The sequence below is a fragment of the Terrabacter sp. MAHUQ-38 genome (assembly GCF_014518425.1).
In the GTDB taxonomy this organism is placed as follows: Bacteria; Actinomycetota; Actinomycetes; order Actinomycetales; family Dermatophilaceae; genus Terrabacter.
On sequence record NZ_JACVCU010000001.1, the window covers coordinates 1,082,396 to 1,098,485 of the forward strand.

The window sequence follows — 16,090 nt, forward strand, 5'->3', positions numbered from 1 at the left end:
TCAAACAGATGAAGGTGACACTGTGCTGACTACTCGCGAGCAAGCATCGTCGCGCCGAGGCCGACCATCATCGCGCCCCCCGACGCGCCGAGGGTGTCGAGCCGGGCGGGCTTGCGCGCGAACCACTCCCGGGCCCGGGCGGCCAGCAGCGCCCACACGCTGTCGCTGCAGATCGCCATGACACCGAAGACGAGTCCGAGGAGCGCCATCTGCACGCCCACGTGCCCGGCGCGCGCGTCGACGAACTGCGGGAGGAAGGCGACGAAGAAGAGGATCGTCTTGGGGTTCGTCAGGCCGACGACGAGTCCGATGCGCAGGGCGTGGCCGCGGGCGGCGGACACCTGCTTCTCGAGCGCCTCACGCGCCTCGCGGCGGTGCCGGATGGCCTGGATGCCCAGCCAGATGACGTAGGCCGCGCCCGCCACCTTGATCACCGTGTACGCCGTGGCGCTCGCGGCGACGACCGCACCGAGACCGACGGAGACGAGGAGCACCTGGACCGTGACGCCGACGCCGTTGCCGACGACCGAGAGCAGCGCCTCGCGGCGGCCGACCGTCAGGGCACGGCCGATGGTGAAGAGCAGACTGGGGCCCGGGACCTGGATGAAGAGGATCGACGCGACGAGGAACGCGACCCATTGGCTTGACGATGGCACCCGACCAGTGTGCTCCCGGGCGCCGCTAATGGGCAGGCGGTTTTCGATGGCCGGACACTACGGTCGGGGTCCATGACGACCCAGCGCACCGACCCGCCGCTCGCCGCAGACGAGGCGACCACCCTCGTGGCCTTCCTCGACTACCACCGCGACACCCTCCGCCTGAAGACCGAGGGACTGTCGGCCCAGCAGCTGGCGCAGCCGCTCCCGCCGTCGAGCCTGACCCTCGGCGCGCTGCTCAAGCACGTGGCGCTCAACGAGGCGAGCTGGTTCGGGCGCGTGCTGCACGGGCGGCCGATGGGGGAGCCGTGGGACTCGGCCGACTGGGACGCCGACGCGGACTGGGAGATGACGAGCGCCAGGGACGACACCCCCGAGCAGCTGCGTCGCCTCATGGACGACGCTGTCGAGCAGGCCCGCCGCAACATCGACGAGGCGCTCGCGGCGGGCGGCCTGGACCAGCTCTCGGTGACCCCGAGCCGCAGGGAGGGCACCCCGTTCACGCTCCGCTGGATCCTGCTGCACATGATCGAGGAGTACGCCCGGCACAACGGGCACGCCGACTTCCTCCGCGAGGCGGTCGACGGCGTCACGGGGGAGTGAGGCCCGCCCGCCTGAGGCAGAAGCGGCGCAGCGGCTCCACCGTCACCACCTCCGCGAGGTCGCGGTAGCGCCCGGCAGCGTGCTCCCGCCGCCCTGTGCGCCACTCCAGGTCGGCGAGGGCGAGGCCGGCGTCACGGCTCGCGTATGCCGGGCCGCCCGTCTCGATCGACGTGAGCTCCCGCTCGATGTCGTCGAGTGCGCCCCGCGTCGCCGCGTCGGGATCGTCGGCGAGCCGGGCCTGGGCGGTGGCGACCAGACGGGCCACGCGGACGGAAGGAGAGGGCCACCGGTCCTCGAGCGCACGGTAGAGCTGGACGATGCGCGACCAGTCGGTGCGCTCGAACGACGGTGCGCTGGAGTGCAGCCCGGCGATCGCGGCCTCGATGGCGAACCGGCCGTCGCCCGAGGCCGCTGTGGTCGCGTCATCGAGCCCGGCGGCCAGCAGCCTGGTGTCCCAACGGCTCCGGTCGACCTCGTCGAGGGCGAGGCCGGTGCCGTCGGCGTCGACGCGCCCGGGTCGGCGGGCGAGACCGAGGCGGATGACGGCTCGCAGGCCACGGACCTCGGTGTCGTCGGGGTAGGCCGCGACCAGGGCGTCGGCGATGGAGAGTGCCTGGCGCCCGGTGTCGGCGAGGGCGTCGCCGGGGTCGAGGACGGTGCGGTGTGCGACCGTGAACATCCCTGAGACGCAGGCGATCACGACGGGCAGACGGCGAGCCCGCTCTGTGGCGTCCGGCACGTGGAAGGCTCCACGCGCCTCCGAGAGCGCCCGCTTGGCGCGGGTCAGGCGGGCCGCCGCTGCCGCGTCCTGCACCCCCAGATGACCGGCGATCTCGGGGACGGTCAGGCCACAGACGACGCGCAGGGCCAGGACCATGCGTGAGGCCGGGGAGATGGCCTCGTCACAGGCCACGAAGAGCAGGGCGAGGCGGTCATCGAGTCCTTCGCGGGACAGGTCGTCGGCATCCATGGCGGTGCGATCGGTGACGGGGAGGGACGAGCGGTCCGTGTCGGAGCGGGCGAGCTCGGGGGCGAGGCGGCGCTCGACGCTACGGCGCCGGGCGTCGTCGAGCCAAGCCCGCTTGGCCACGGACGTGCACCACGCGGCGTACGACTCGATGGCCCGCCCGCCGTCGCGTTCGTGCGCGGCGGCCCTCGCGACGGCCTCGGCGGCATACTCCTCGGCATCGTCGAGGCTCCCGGTGAAGGAGGCGAGGGCGCGCACGATGCGCGGCCACGCCTCCTCGAACTCACCCGTCCCCGGGACCACTCACGCGCCCGTCGGGAAGACCTTGCGCCACTCGATGTGACCACCCGTCGGCACGAGAGCGGCGACGCGGCGCGCGGTGTCCTCGTCGTCGGTCTCCACCAGGTAGAAGCCGGTGATGACCTCCGACGTGTCGGTGAACGGCCCGTCGGTGTAGACGGCGTCCTCGACCTTGCGGTCGCCGGAGCCGGGGCTCACCGTGCCGCCGTGGCGGGAGTTCTGCAGGGCGTTGCCGCCGACGATCCGGGCGCCGAGGTCGGCCACGGCCTCCTGGAACGCCTTGTGCTCGGGGAAGGAGGTGTCGGGGTCGCTCGAGCCCGACACCTCACCCGGGTCCTTGCCTGCGGGCCCGCCGTCGGCGGGCGGCTGCCCGTTCAGGTAGGCGTCGGAGTCCCAGTCGCCCTCGTGGATCAGGTAGACGTACGTGTCGGCCATGGCCGGCTCCTTGTCGTTCAGGTGCGCGGTGCGCGCGTGGCGACCGTCGCCACATCATCGTGACGAACTCGGTCCCGAGGAATCGACACGGTCGAAGAACTTTCTGGGCCCGTCGCACGGGTTGCTGGCAGCGGCATGTCAGTTCCTCGTGCCCATCCGCTGCAGGCGGGCCTCGAGGGAGGCCCGGCGGTGGGCGTTGCCCTCGAGGTCGAGGTAACGCGTGCCGAAGGATGCCAGGAGCGCGTCGTCGAGCCGGCGCACGGCACCGGGCGGGTAGGTGTAGCCCATCCGTTCGCTGAGCTCGGCGCTGTCGACGGGGCTGATCACCTCGGCGAGTGCCTCGACCGTGGTGATGCCGAGCTCGAGGAGCAGGCCCGAGACCCAGGTGTAGTGGTCGGTGCGGGACCAGCCGGCGTCCTCGTAGGTGGAGGCGAGGAACTTGGCGAGGTCCTGCGCGCCGATGCGCGAGTCGGGCTCGCTTGGCTGCTCCCCCTCCTCGGGAGGGGCGGCGGCGGGCACCGCCATCTGGAGCCGGTCGCGGATGGCGGAGAACTCGCGGTCGGCGAGCTCGATGAGACCGGCCGCGAGGGTGAACCGGCGGTCGAGGTCGCTGGCGTGCTCCTCGGGAACGCTGCCCTTGTAACGGATGTCGTGCTCGAACTCGGCCCACGCGTGCTGGAGCACGGTGCGGATCTGGACGGAGACGCTGCGCCGCCGCAGTGACTCGTAGGCCGCGGGGACCGTGCGACTGGCGTCGACGGCGACGAGCAGGTGGCGGCTCGCGTAGCCGAAACGGCCGGCCCGCGCCGTCTCCATGCCCATGTCGCGGTCGTCGAGGACCGCGAGCTCCTCGCTCAGCAGGTCGGCGACGGCAGCGACGTCGTCGTGGACGTAGGTGATGACGCGGACGCCGATGAGGTCGGTGATGTCGGTGAGGGGGTGTGGGTAGATCAGCTCGCCGTCGCGTCGGCGCTGGGCCTTGGCCGCGAACGAGCCGACCGACTTCGTGCGGCCCGTGACGCTGAGGTAGGTGATGCCGGCCTCGTCGAGGAGCGCCGTCACCATCTCGACGAAGAGGGCGGTCGCGTTCTCGAGCTCGGGGCGGAGCTCGGCGTACGCCTCGGCGGGGGTGTGCGCGGACATGCCGTCATCCTGCCGTGCGCGCAGCTCGGGCGGCGACCGGTAGTCCTGCTGCCACCACGTGTCGCCGCCCTCCGAGCGACCCCAGCCGTGTCGCGCGCCCCACCAGGTCGGCTGGTTCCCGACGCGGAGCACCCCGTGGGCGGGGAAGGCGCGCCGGGCCGACGCTGAAACCGAGCGCGCGATAGAGGCCGATGGCCGACTCGAGCGTGATGCCCAGGCGCCCCGCCTCGAGGCGGGAGATGCGGCTGGGGGCACGCCGAGGCGTTCGGCGAGTGCTCGCTGGCTCAGCAGGTGCGTCCGCCGGATGTGGCGCAGCGCGTCGCCGAACACGTCGGCGTCGGCGTCGGTCATGGGTCCACGGTGGCTGACGTGGCGGCGCCGTCGCGACACGGACGCAGTGCCTGTGGACGTCCGCGTCACGATGGCGGTGGGTGTGGACGACGGCGCGTCGAGCCAGCGTGGCCCGCGCGCGCCGACGTGGCCCGTGTCTACCGCACGACACCCGAGCGGCGTGCACACCGCGCCTGGGCGCGGGACCGGTAGAGCAGCGAGAGGGCCACCAGCCCGAGCGCCCACAGCGCGTGCAGGCCGTTGACCGCGAGCAGCACGACGACCGAGGCGAACGCGATGACCGCCGTCCACCACCCACGGCTGCCGCGGGGGAGCAGGCGCAGGGCAGAGGCCGTGCCGAGCACGTAGACGAGCGTGAAGCAGCCCGTCGCGAGCAGCATGAGCGGCGTAAGCCCGAGGTCCAGCACGACGGTGAGGAGGAGCGCCAGGGTCGAGGAGGTCGTGATGACCGCGATGCTGCGGCGCGGCACCTGGCCCGGCTCCCCACCCTTCGCCAGCCCGCGCGGCAGGGCGCCGTCGCGGGCCAGCGCCGCCCCGAGGCGGGAGCCGCCGGCGTAGTACGCGTTCATGGCGCCGAGTGTGAGGAGCACCGCCACGACTGCCGTCACGACCCGGGCCTGGTCGCCGAGCGCGACCGCCATGAGGTCGGACAGCGGAGCCTGGCTGCTGCCGGCTCCCGCCCCGAGCACGAGGACGCTCGTCGCGGCCAGGCCCAAGTAGAGCGCACCGACGACGGTCACGGCGATCGCCGTCGCACGCGGTACGTCGTGACGTGGGTTGCGGTAGTCACCAGCGAGCGAGGCCACCGCCTCCCAGCCGGCGAACCCCCACACGAGGACCGCGGCGGCCGTGCCGACCGCCGCCCAGCCGTTCGGGGCGAAGGGCGTCAGCGACTCCGCGCTCCCGTGCGGCAGCGCCACGGCCATCGTCGCCGTCATGAGGAGTGCGAGGACCGTGGCGAGGCCGAGCTGCACGCGCCCGGAGAACCGGAGGCCCGCGAGGTTCATCAGGCCCGTGCCGACGATGAGCGAGGCCCCGACGACGACGCTCGTCGTCCGGCCGCCGCCGACGACGTCCGCGACGTAGCCGCCGGCCATCATCGACGCCGGCGGGGCGCCGACCGGGATCGCGAAGTAGAAGCACCACCCGACGGCACCCGCAGCGCGCTCGCCGAAGGCGCGGCTGACATACGTCGCGACGCCGCCGCCGTCGGGGTGCCGCGCGCCGAGCGCCGCGAACGTGCTCGCGAGCGGGATCGAGAGCAGCACGAGCGCCGCCCACGCCACGAGCGACGCGGGGCCCGCCACCTGCGCCGCGAGTGCCGGCAGCGTGATCACGCCCGTCCCGAGGACCGCGCCCACCGACAGGGCCGAACCCTGCGCGATGGTCAGTGAGCCGCTCCTCGGACGCGTGGGGCCGCTGGTCGTCGTCGTGCTCGTGATCGGGGTCGCCATGGTTCCAGCGTGGCCAGAGATTGGACCGGCCAGAAGTGCCACTTCTTGTCGGTCGGTTTGGTCCAATCTAGGCTGATGTTGTGGACCTGCATCTCACGCTCACCGGATCCGGTGACCTCACCGCCCAGATCTACGCCCAGCTGCGCGCCGCCGTCCTCGACGGTCGCCTCACCGGTGGAGACCGCGTGCCGGCCACGCGTGACCTCGCGACGACGCTCGACGTCGCGCGCGGCACGGTGACCGCCGCCTACGACCGTCTCATCGCCGAGGAGCTCCTCGAGAGCCGGCGTGGCGCGGGGACGTTCGTCGCCGCCGGCTGCGTGCCACCCGCCCACGCGACCGGCCGGCGAGCCCGGGCCGGCGCCGTGCGGCCGGTGCCGCTCTGGGCGACACCGGCTGCGCCCGCCCCGGGGCCCGACCGGGCGGCATACGACTTCTCGGTCGGTGTGCCCGACGCCTCACTCTTCCCGCTCGCGACGTGGCGCAGACTCGTCAGTGGAACCCTGCGCCGGGGCCGCCTGTCAGCCGGGACCTACGAGGTGCAGGGCTCGACCCGGCTCGAGGTCGAGGTCGCGCGGTACGCGGGCCTGGCCCGCTCCGTGGTCGCGTCGGGTGACGACGTCGTGACGACCGCCGGGGCGCAGCAGGCCCTCGACCTCGTGGCCAGGGTGCTCGTCGAGCCGGGTGACGTCGTCGCGGTCGAGGACCCCGGCTACACCGCCGCCGCGCGGCTCTTCGCGACCCACCGTGCCGTCGTCCGCGGCGTACCGGTCGACGGTGAGGGCATCGTCGTCGACGCACTGCCCGAGGCGGCCCGCCTCGTCTACGTCACGCCCTCACACCAGCACCCGACGGGCGTAGCGATGTCTCGTGCCAGGCGGATCGCCTTGCTGGAGTGGGCGGTCCGGCACGGAGCCGTCGTCGTTGAGGACGACTACGACAGCGAGTTCCGGTTCGCCGACCGGCCGCTCGAGCCGTTGCAGAGCCTCGACCGTGACGGCCGTGTCGTCTACGTCGGGTCGTTCTCCAAGTCGCTGCTGCCGTCGCTGCGGGTCGGCTACGCCATCGCACCGGCCACGCTCACGGCCGCCCTGCGTGAGGCCAAGCGCGTCACGGTCTGGGACGGTGACGCCGTGACGCAGGGTGCCCTCGCCGACTTCCTCGCCGAGGGCCACCATGCCGCCCACGTCAAGCGGGCGACGAAGGTCTACCGCGCGCGACGGGAGGCATTGCTCGACGGCCTCACGAGCCCCGACGGCCTCGGCGACTGGCTCGAGGTCGTCCCGTCCGCGGCCGGGCTGCACCTGTGCACGCTGCTGCGCGACCCGGCGCTCGACGACGTCTCGATCGCCGAGGCCGCCCTGGCCGCAGGTGTCTTCGTCGAGCCGCTCTCCGTGCGACACCTCGAGCAGCCACCTCGCCACGGGCTCGCGTTCGGTGTCGGCGGCATACCCCTGGAGCGCATGGGCCCCGCACTCGCGGCGCTGCGACAGGTCCTCAGCGCGAGCGGACCGCCACGCCGCGCCGCCGGATGATCGCGAACTGGGTCGCGAGCGGGATGATCCCGAGGATGAGCACCATCGGCACCGCGAACCCGAGGCGCAGGTCGTCGGAGCCGACGGCGCCGGTCAGGACCGCTCCGAGGAGTGCTCCGACGTAGTTGAACTGGTTGAAGCGCGCGACGACCTGGTCGGTCTTGTCGATGCGCTCGCCGGCCGAGTCGCCGTCACCGCCGGCGATGGCGCCGGCTGCCGAGAAGCTGAGCGGCGCGATCGTCGCGACCGCGCCACCGAGGACGGTGAACCCGATGACGGCGACGACCCACGTCGGCGTGAAGACGATGACGGCGAGCGCCGCCGCGGCGACGACGCCGCTGATCCGCAGCAGCCACACAGCGCCGTGGCGGTCGACGAGGCGGTCGCCGACAGCCCGGGCCAGCAGGGTCGCGACGAGGTACGGCAGCGTCGCGAGCGCCGCCAGCCCGGACGGGGCCTCGAGCGTGTCGTCGAGGTAGACGGGTCCCCACGCCGTGGCGGCGGTGTCGACCATGTAGAAGAGCACCATCGCGACCCCGAGCAGCGCGATCCGGCGCCACGGGACGTCGACCGTGGCGCCGGACTCAACGAGCCGGTCGCGGCGCGCGAACGGGGCGGCGAGCGCAGCGATCGGCAGGACGACGAGCGGCAGCAGGCCCGGACCGAGGTCGACGCCGGCGGTCGCGAGGGTGATGAGCGTGCCGAGGATGCCGCCCGCGGTCCAGAAGGCATGGAACGACGGGAGGATCGGTCGGCGGTAGAGGTGCTCGACGGTGACCGCCTGCATGTTCGAGGACGCGTCGACGAGACCGAGGGCCAGGCCGTAGACCGCGAGGCCGGCGACGAAGACGGCGAAGGTCGGCGCGAGGAGCAGCAGGGCGAAGCCGACCGTCGCCGTGATCAGGCCGACCCGCACGACGACGGCGCTCGACGACCGTGCCGCCACGAGCTCCGCGACGACCGAACCGAGGCCCGCGAGCAGGACGACCATGAGCAGCAGCCCGCTCACCGCGAGCTCGTCGAGCGTCCACTCCTTGCGGATCTGTGGGAGCCGGGTCGTGAGGGAGATGAAGAGCAGTCCCTGCACGAAGAAGGCGGTGCCGGCGGCGAGCCGGGCGCGGAGCAGGGGAGAGGACTCGGCCCGAAGTGTCACGGTTGGTCACACTGGCGGTCGCGGCTCACGTCGTCAAGGGCTGGTCAGCAGCAGGCGTCGCCGCGCCAGCTGGATCGCCTCTCGCGGACGGCGACCGCCGCGACGACGGCCTCGGCGACGTCGTACGCCACCGACGCGACCGCGAGCAGCCGGGCACGCCTGACGAGGGCGGCGCGCCGCGACGGCGGCAGGAGCGTGAACGGGGGCCGGGCGCGCGTGCTCACCAGTCCGCCCCGGTGCAGCGGCCACGGTCGGTCGTCTCGACCTGGAGCGTCGCATGGGCGACCTGGAACTGCTCGCGCAGCATCCGGCTCGCGGCAGCGAGGACATCGGGTCCGGCATCGGCCCGCGACGTCACGAGGTGTGCCGTGGCGACGTCCATGCCCGACGTCAGGGTCCAGACGTGCAGGTCGTGGACGTCCGTGACACCGGGCACCTCGCCGAGGGCCGCGAGCATCGCGGTCGGCTCGATGCCCGTCGGTGCGTGCTGCCCGAGCACCGCGACGACCTCACGGCCGAGCCCGACGGCCCGGACCGCGACGAAGACGGCGATGGCGAGCGCGACGCCGGTGTCCCACCAGGTGCTACCGGTCGCGCGGACGAGGACTGCGGCGGCGATGACCCCGAGGGAGCCCACGGTGTCTGCGACGACCTCCAGGTAGGCACCTCTGACGTTGAGGCTCTCGCCCGCGCCGCCGCGCAGCAGGCTGAGGGCGACGACGTTGACGACCAGCCCGATGACGCCGACCGCGAGCATCGTCCCCGAGGCGACCTGGGGGCTCGCGCCGATGCGGCCGAGCGCCTCGACGCCGATGTAGACGGAGACACCGAGCATGAGCAGGACGGCGAGGCCGGAGGCGAAGACCTCGGCGCGGTACGAGCCGAAGGTGCGCCGGCCCGTCGTGTCGGCGCGGGTCGCGATCCGCGTGGCCACGAGGGCGGCCCCGAGCGTCACGACGTCGGCGGCCATGTGGCCGGCGTCGGACAGCAGCGCGAGCGACCCGGACACGAGACCTGAGACCAGCTCGACGCCGAAGTATGCCGCGACGAGGCCGAACGCGACCGCGAGCCGCCAGCGGTGCCGTCCCCCTGGGTGGCCGGAGGTCGGGCCGTGGTCGTGGCTCACCGCGCGGACCCGTCGTGGAGGGCGTGCTCGCGGGTCACGTCGAGCAGCAGCCGGACGTGCGCGTCGGAAAGCCGGTAGAAGACGTTGCGGCCCTCGCGTCGCCCGGTGACGACACGCGAGGCACGGAGCAGTCGCAGGGCCTGCGACACCGTAGCCTCCGCAGTCGCGGTGGCGGCGGCGAGGTCGCACACGCACAGCTCGCCCGCCTCCAGCAGCGCGTAGAGCAGCCGGGCGCGAGTCGGGTCACCGAGGAGCTTGAACACGCTCGCCACGCGCGAGAGCTCTTCTGCACCAGGGGCGTTCGCGGTCGCCAGAGCGACCTTCTCGGGGTGCACGCACGGAGTGGCGCAGCCGTCCAGACCGGTGACGGTGCTCATCGTCGCCCTCTCATCTGACTGAATGTTCAGATGTCACTGTCGTCCGGTCTGCGCCGGTATGTCAACCGGGGTAGCACGACCGGGCGGCAGACTGTCGGCATGCTGAGACTGACCATCACCGTCCCGAGCGACCTGACCGAGCAAGTGACGCAGGTGTTGGCCGACTCGACCGCCGTGAGCAGCCTGACGCTCATGCGCGGCGTGGCGATCCGGCCCCAGGGCGACGTCGTGCAGGCCGACGTGGCCCGCGAGGGCGCCAACGTGCTCGTCGACAGGCTCCGCGAGCTCGGTGTCCACGAGGAGGGGACCCTCCAGATCGAGCCGGTCAGCACGTGGGTGTCGCGGGCGGGCTTCGAGGCCGACGAGGAGACCCCGGGCAGCAGCGCCGACGCCGTCGTCTGGGCCGAGGTCGCCCAGCGGTCCTACGACGACAGCGAGCTCAACTGGACGTTCCTGTCGTTCATGTCACTGGCGACGCTCATCGCCGGCATCGCGATCATCCTCGACTCGCAGATCCTCGTCATCGGGGCGATGGTCCTCGGTCCGGAGTTCGGGGCCGTGGCCGCGCTCGGCGTGGCACTGGTGCGCAAGCGGGCCCTCCTCTTCGGCGTCGCCGCACGGGCGCTCGTCGTCGGCTTCGCGGTCGCCATCGTCGTGACCTGCTGCGCCGGTCTCGTCGGCCGGGCGCTGGGCTGGGTGGCGCTCGACGACATCACCGGCGACCGTCCGGCGACCGACTTCATCTACACGCCGGACAGGTGGTCGTTCATCGTCGCGGTGCTCGCGGCCGCGGCGGGGGTCCTGTCGCTGACGTCGTCGAGGCTGGGCGGCCTCAGTGGCGTCTTCATCTCGGTCACGACGATCCCGGCCGCCGGCAACGTGGCGCTCGGCCTCGCGTTCGGGGCGTGGCACGAGGTGCGGGGCAGCGGTCTGCAGCTGGTGGTGAACCTGGCCGGCATGGCCGTGGCCGGGTGGCTGACTCTCCTCTTCCAACAGACCGTCTGGTCGCGCGTGCCCGCCCCCCGGGCACACTCCCGGCTCAACCGGCACGTCCACGCCGAGCCCCCGCCCCCGCGCCGCTGACGCCGGCCCGGGTCGATGCACTTCCGAGGGCCTGGCTACCTCGGCGACACATCGACCCGGAGCTCAGGGAGTCAGGACAGCTGGCCGCGGATGGCCCCGCCCGGGTAGTCGGCGTTGTGCACGTTGACGTAGTAGTTCTCCGGGTGCATCACGAGTGCCTGCGCCAGCTCCCGTGACACGTCGGCGCAGCCGCTCGAGCTGCCTGTCGTCGGCGCTGCCAGAGGCACGACGATCGGGCCGTTGACGCCGACCGGCGCGACGTGGATGTGGGCCGCGACGGCCGGCGCGATGTCCGCGACCGTGAGCTCGTAGCAGACCTCGTTCAGGCCCGGGTTGACCCAGACCCGCGCGGTGCCGGAGCCATCGGGATCCGCGGGTGGCACCTCGTTGGCGCCGCTCATCTCGGTCGTGAGCGGCCGTCCGGCGGCGAGGGCGGCGCTGGGGACGAAGAGTCCGGCGGCGGCGACGAGCGCCACGACGACGGACGACGTGCGGGTGGTGCGCTTCATGACTTCCCCTTGGATCCTGGACGTGGCGTCCGGTGGGTTGGTGGCTGGTCGCGGCGCACCCGCCGACGAGCACGTCCCCCAAGGGTGGTGTCGTCGCGGCCATGACCAAGGACGACAGGGGCGTTCGAGCGGTTCAGCCGTCGTCGCCCGGGGAAGGACAGGGGGTTGACACCGTGCTGGCCGGTCCATATGTTAACGCTCACATCTCGCGCTCGGGCCCGTCAGGGAAGGCCGGAGCGCACGCGGTGCCACACCCGGACGCACTGCCCTCGCTCGCGGCTGCCCTGCCGCGCGCCCGACAAGGAAGTCACCGGCATGTCCGACTCGTCGAGGCCACCCGCCCGAACCACGACCCGCGAGCGCAGGACGCGGCGTCCGCTCGCGGCCGTCACCGCGCTGGCCGTCCTGCTCACCACGGCCCTGGCCACCCTCACCCTCGCGGCGCCGTCCTCGGCAGCGACGTCGCTCGACGACGGCCTGGTCGCTCGCTACTCGCTCGACCAGACGAGCGGCTCGAGCGTCACCGACGCCTCCGGTCACGGGCGCACCGCGACCGTCAGCGGCGACACGACCTGGCTCGGCGCCGACGGCCTGCGCCTCGGCGGCACGAACGGCCACCTGCGCCTGCCCAACGACCTCATGAAGGGCCTGACCGACATCACGGTCTCGACGCAGGTCCTCATCGACCCGGCCCAGGCCACCCCGTACTTCATCTGGGGTCTCGGCAACACGACGAATGGTGCCGGCGACGGCTACCTCTTCACGACGGGCAACGCGTACCGCACCTCGATCGCGAGCGGCAACTGGTCGACCGAGCAGACGGCGTCGGCCGGCCGCAACGTCGACCGCGGCCAGTGGCGCACCCTGACCTACACGCTCTCGGGCGGCACCGGCATCCTCTACGAGGACGGTGTCGAGGTCGGCCGCAAGACGGGCATCACGATCACCCCGGGCTCGATCGGCGGGGGCACGACGACCGCCAACTACCTCGGCCGTTCGGTCTACACGGCCGACAGGTACCTCAAGGGCCAGGTGCGCGACTTCCGCGTCTACGACCGGGCCGTCACGGCTGACGAGGTGAAGCAGCTCGGGGCCCAGACGGCAGCCGTGCGCGTCACCTCCGACGCCGCCGCCCTCGACCTGGGCGACACGTCCGCCGTCACGGACAACCTGCCGCTCTCGACGAAGACCGCCGGCGGCTCCACCGTCACGTGGGCCTCGAGCGACGAGTCCGTCGTCGCGACGGACGGCACGGTCACCCGTCCGGCACCGGGCGCCGGCAACGCGACCGTGACCCTCACCGCGACGGTGTCGTATGCCGCCGCCTCCGCCACGAGGACCTTCACCGTGACGATTCTGCAGGACATCACCGACGACCAGAAGGTCGCGAACGCCCTTGCGGCCGTGAGCATCCCGGACGCCGACGCGATCCGCGGCAACGTCACGCTCCCGACGTCCGGCGCGCGTGGGGTCACGCTGACGTGGTCGACGAAGGACCCACGGGTCGTCACGGCGACCGGCGAGGTCAGCCGGCCGGCATACGGCAGCCCGGCCGTGAAGGCCCGCCTCACCGTCAAGGGCACGCTCCGCTCCGTCTCGGCGACCCGGAACATCACGCTCACGGTGCTGCCGCTGCCGAAGAAGGAGGCGCTCGAGGGGTACGCGTTCGCGTACTTCACCGGTGAGGGCACCGCCGACGGCGAGCAGATCTACATGGCCGCGAGCCGGGGCAACGACCCGCTCCACTGGGACGAGCTCAACGGCGGGCGCCCGATCCTCACCTCGAGCGAGGGCGAGCAGGGCGTGCGCGACCCGTTCATCATCCGCAGCGCCGAGGGCGACAAGTTCTACCTCATCGCCACCGACCTCAAGATCTACGGCAACGGCGACTGGGACCGCAGCCAGCGCCACGGCAGCCGCTACATCGAGGTGTGGGAGTCGACCGACCTCGTCAACTGGAGCCAGCAGCGCCACGTCCTGGTCTCGCCCGACGAGGCCGGCAACACGTGGGCACCGGAGGCGTACTACGACGACTCGATCGGCGCGTACGTCGTCTTCTGGGCCTCGAAGCTCTACGCGGCCGACGACCCGCAGCACACCGGCAACACGTACAACAAGATGCTGTACGCGACGACCCGCGACTTCCGCACCTTCAGCGCCCCGAAGGTCTGGGTCGACCCCGGCTACTCCGTCATCGACTCGACCGTCGTCAAGCACGACGGCACGTACTACCGCTTCACCAAGGACGAGCGGAACAACACCTCGACGACGCCCTGCAGCAAGTTCATCCTCGAGCAGAAGTCGACGTCGCTGCGCTCGACCGACTGGGGCTTCGTCAAGGACTGCATCGGCAAGGCCACCGCGACGAGCCCCGGCATCAACCAGGGCGAGGGGCCGACGGTGTTCAAGTCGAACACCGAGGACAAGTGGTACGTCTTCATCGACGAGTTCGGCGGGCGCGGCTACGTCCCGTTCGAGACCACCGACCTCGACTCGGGCACCTTCACGATGTCGCAGAACTACCAGCTGCCCGGCCGCCCGCGCCACGGGACTGTCATGCCGGTGACCAAGGCCGAGCTCGCGCGGCTCAAGGCCGGTCCGACGAAAGCCCCGGCGACGACGAAGGGTGTCATCGCCGACTACCTGCTCGGCACGCAGGCCGGGAGTGGCGCGATGGTCACTGACCAGGCCGGCCAGGCTGGTCCGGCGACGATCAGAGGCGGCGCCAAGCGCACGACCGACGGCGTCGAGCTCGGGGGTGTCGACGGCTACGTCGACCTGCCCGACAACCTCCTCGCCGGACTCGACGCCGTGACGGTGTCCACCCGGGTGTGGATCGACCCGAACCAGCAGACGCCCTACTTCATCTGGGGAATGGGCAACAGCCTGAACGGTGCCGGCTCCGGCTACCTCTTCACGACGGGCAACGCCTACCGGACGTCGATCGCGAGCGGCAACTGGTCGACGGAGCAGAACACCGGATCCGGGCGCGACGTGTCGCGCGGCGCCTGGCACACCCTGACCTACACGCTGTCGGGCGGGACGGGAGTGCTCTACGACAACGGGGTCGAGGTGGCGCGCAACACCGGTGTCACGACGACACCGGGCCAGCTCGGCGACGGCACGACGACAGCCAACTGGATCGGCCGCTCCCTGTACTCGGGCGACCACTACCTCAAGGGCACCGTGCGCTCGTTCACCATCTGGGACCGCGGTCTCACGGCGCAGCAGGTCGTGTCACTGCCCGGCAACGAGACCCAGGTCGGGTCGGTGAAGCTCGACGAGCTCAAGGTGCCGGCGATCATCGACAGTGCCGGTGGCACGGTCGTCCTGCCGGTCAAGGCGAGAACGGACGTCACGCACCTCGCGCCTGAGCTCGGCGTGCCGGACGACGCGCAGGTCACGCCCGACAACGGTTCTACGCAGGACTTCACCTCGCCCGTCACCTACCGGGTCACCGGCGTTGACGGGTCGACCCGGACCTGGACCGTGAAGGCCGTCGTCATGAACAGCCCCGTGCTTCCCGGCTACAACGCAGACCCCAACATCGTGCGCTTCGGCGACACGTACTGGATCTACGCGACCACCGACGGCTTCGACGGCTGGAGCGGCACGACGTTCAAGACGTGGTCGAGCACCGACCTCGTCCACTGGACCGAGCACCCGGTGATCCTCGACCTCGGCCCCGACGTGACGTGGGCCGACGGAAGGGCATGGGCACCTGCCGCCATCGAGAAGAACGGGAAGTACTACCTGTACTTCTGCGCCGACGCGAAGATCGGCGTCGCCGTCGCGGACTCGCCCGCGGGCCCGTTCCGTGACGCGATCGGCAAACCGCTCGTCGCGACCAACCCCGACGGCGGGCAGGCGATCGACCCGGCGGTCTTCACCGACGACGACGGCCAGAGCTACCTCTACTGGGGCAACGGCAACGCGTACGTCGTGCCCCTGAACGCCGACATGACCTCGTTCGACCCCGCCAAGGTCAAGCGGCTCACGGGCCTCACCGGCTTCCGCGAGGGGTTGTTCGCGCACAAGCGCCAGGGCACGTACTACCTCAGCTGGTCGATCGACGACACGCGCAGCGAGAACTACCGGGTCGGCTACGCGACGATGACGAGCCCGCTCGGCGCGGGTCTGACGAACCGCGGCGAGATCCTGGCGAAGGACCCCTCGCTCGGCATCCTCGGCACGGGACACCACTCGGTCGTCCAGGTGCCCGGCACCGACGACTGGTACATCGCGTACCACCGGTTCGCCATCCCGGGCGGTGACGGCACGCACCGCGAGGTCACCATCGACCGCCTGCGGTACAACGCCGACGACACCATCGCGCCGGTCGTCCCGACGCTCGAGAGCGTCCCGCCGCTGCCCTGAGCGGCACCGCCCACGTATGCC

Annotated in this window: 14 protein-coding genes; 4 read left to right on the forward strand and 10 right to left on the reverse strand. The window is 72.0% G+C overall.

Annotation, left to right across the window (positions count from 1 at the left end):
* Positions 1-29: 29 nt before the first annotated feature.
* A complete protein-coding gene (locus H9I49_RS05060; RefSeq protein ID WP_188029191.1) occupies positions 30-656 on the reverse strand; it encodes a LysE family translocator in 627 nt (208 codons plus the stop codon).
* A 72-nt stretch (positions 657-728) separates the two neighbouring features.
* On the opposite strand from H9I49_RS05060, the gene H9I49_RS05065 reads away from it, so the two are divergent.
* Positions 729-1,259: a DinB family protein gene (locus H9I49_RS05065; protein ID WP_188029192.1), complete on the forward strand. Its 531-nt coding sequence runs from the start codon at positions 729-731 to the stop codon at positions 1,257-1,259.
* On the opposite strand, the gene H9I49_RS05070 is transcribed toward H9I49_RS05065, so the two are convergent.
* From H9I49_RS05070 to H9I49_RS05085, 4 genes are all read right to left on the reverse strand, one after another.
* Entirely contained in the window at positions 1,246-2,529 is a 1,284-nt protein-coding gene (locus tag H9I49_RS05070) for a DUF6596 domain-containing protein (protein ID WP_188029193.1), read from the reverse strand. The genes H9I49_RS05065 and H9I49_RS05070 overlap by 14 nt on opposite strands.
* Positions 2,530-2,961: a YciI family protein gene (locus H9I49_RS05075; RefSeq protein WP_188029194.1), complete on the reverse strand. Its 432-nt coding sequence runs from the start codon at positions 2,959-2,961 to the stop codon at positions 2,530-2,532.
* Positions 2,962-3,099: 138 nt separating this feature from the next.
* Positions 3,100-4,455 (reverse strand): GTP pyrophosphokinase, encoded by a 1,356-nt coding sequence (locus tag H9I49_RS05080; RefSeq protein ID WP_304650668.1) that lies wholly within the window; start codon positions 4,453-4,455, stop codon positions 3,100-3,102.
* A gap of 137 nt (positions 4,456-4,592) precedes the next feature.
* On the reverse strand, positions 4,593-5,909 hold the full coding sequence (locus H9I49_RS05085; RefSeq protein ID WP_188029195.1) for an amino acid permease: 1,317 nt from the start codon (positions 5,907-5,909) through the stop codon (positions 4,593-4,595).
* An 80-nt stretch (positions 5,910-5,989) separates the two neighbouring features.
* Between H9I49_RS05085 and H9I49_RS05090 the strand changes: the two genes are divergently transcribed.
* Positions 5,990-7,444: a PLP-dependent aminotransferase family protein gene (locus H9I49_RS05090; RefSeq protein WP_188029196.1), complete on the forward strand. Its 1,455-nt coding sequence runs from the start codon at positions 5,990-5,992 to the stop codon at positions 7,442-7,444.
* Here the strand turns inward: H9I49_RS05090 and H9I49_RS05095 are convergent.
* From H9I49_RS05095 to H9I49_RS05110, 4 genes are read right to left on the reverse strand one after another with little or no spacing between them, the layout of a single operon-like run.
* Positions 7,407-8,597 (reverse strand): MFS transporter, encoded by a 1,191-nt coding sequence (locus tag H9I49_RS05095; RefSeq protein ID WP_188029197.1) that lies wholly within the window; start codon positions 8,595-8,597, stop codon positions 7,407-7,409. The genes H9I49_RS05090 and H9I49_RS05095 overlap by 38 nt on opposite strands.
* 44 nt (positions 8,598-8,641) lie before the next feature.
* Complete coding sequence (locus H9I49_RS05100) at positions 8,642-8,821, reverse strand: hypothetical protein (protein ID WP_188029198.1); 180 nt, start codon at positions 8,819-8,821, stop codon at positions 8,642-8,644.
* Positions 8,818-9,723, reverse strand: coding sequence for a cation diffusion facilitator family transporter (locus tag H9I49_RS05105; RefSeq protein WP_188029199.1), 906 nt, complete (start codon positions 9,721-9,723; stop codon positions 8,818-8,820). Before H9I49_RS05105 ends, H9I49_RS05100 begins: the two co-directional genes overlap by 4 nt.
* Entirely contained in the window at positions 9,720-10,100 is a 381-nt protein-coding gene (locus tag H9I49_RS05110; RefSeq protein WP_188029200.1) for a helix-turn-helix transcriptional regulator, read from the reverse strand. The genes H9I49_RS05105 and H9I49_RS05110 overlap by 4 nt, the downstream gene beginning before the upstream one ends.
* A gap of 99 nt (positions 10,101-10,199) precedes the next feature.
* Between H9I49_RS05110 and H9I49_RS05115 the strand changes: the two genes are divergently transcribed.
* The gene (locus H9I49_RS05115; protein ID WP_188029201.1) at positions 10,200-11,183 is read left to right on the forward strand and encodes a DUF389 domain-containing protein; all 984 of its coding nucleotides are present in this window, start codon (positions 10,200-10,202) and stop codon (positions 11,181-11,183) included.
* Between the two features lie 71 nt (positions 11,184-11,254).
* Here the strand turns inward: H9I49_RS05115 and H9I49_RS05120 are convergent, their stop codons facing one another.
* Positions 11,255-11,692, reverse strand: a complete 438-nt coding sequence (locus H9I49_RS05120; protein ID WP_188029202.1) for a CHRD domain-containing protein — start codon at positions 11,690-11,692, stop codon at positions 11,255-11,257.
* A 315-nt stretch (positions 11,693-12,007) separates the two neighbouring features.
* Here H9I49_RS05120 and H9I49_RS05125 point away from each other — a divergent pair, with 315 nt between their 5' ends.
* Positions 12,008-16,069: a family 43 glycosylhydrolase gene (locus tag H9I49_RS05125; RefSeq protein ID WP_188029203.1), complete on the forward strand. Its 4,062-nt coding sequence runs from the start codon at positions 12,008-12,010 to the stop codon at positions 16,067-16,069.
* The last annotated feature ends 21 nt before the right edge of the window (positions 16,070-16,090 follow it).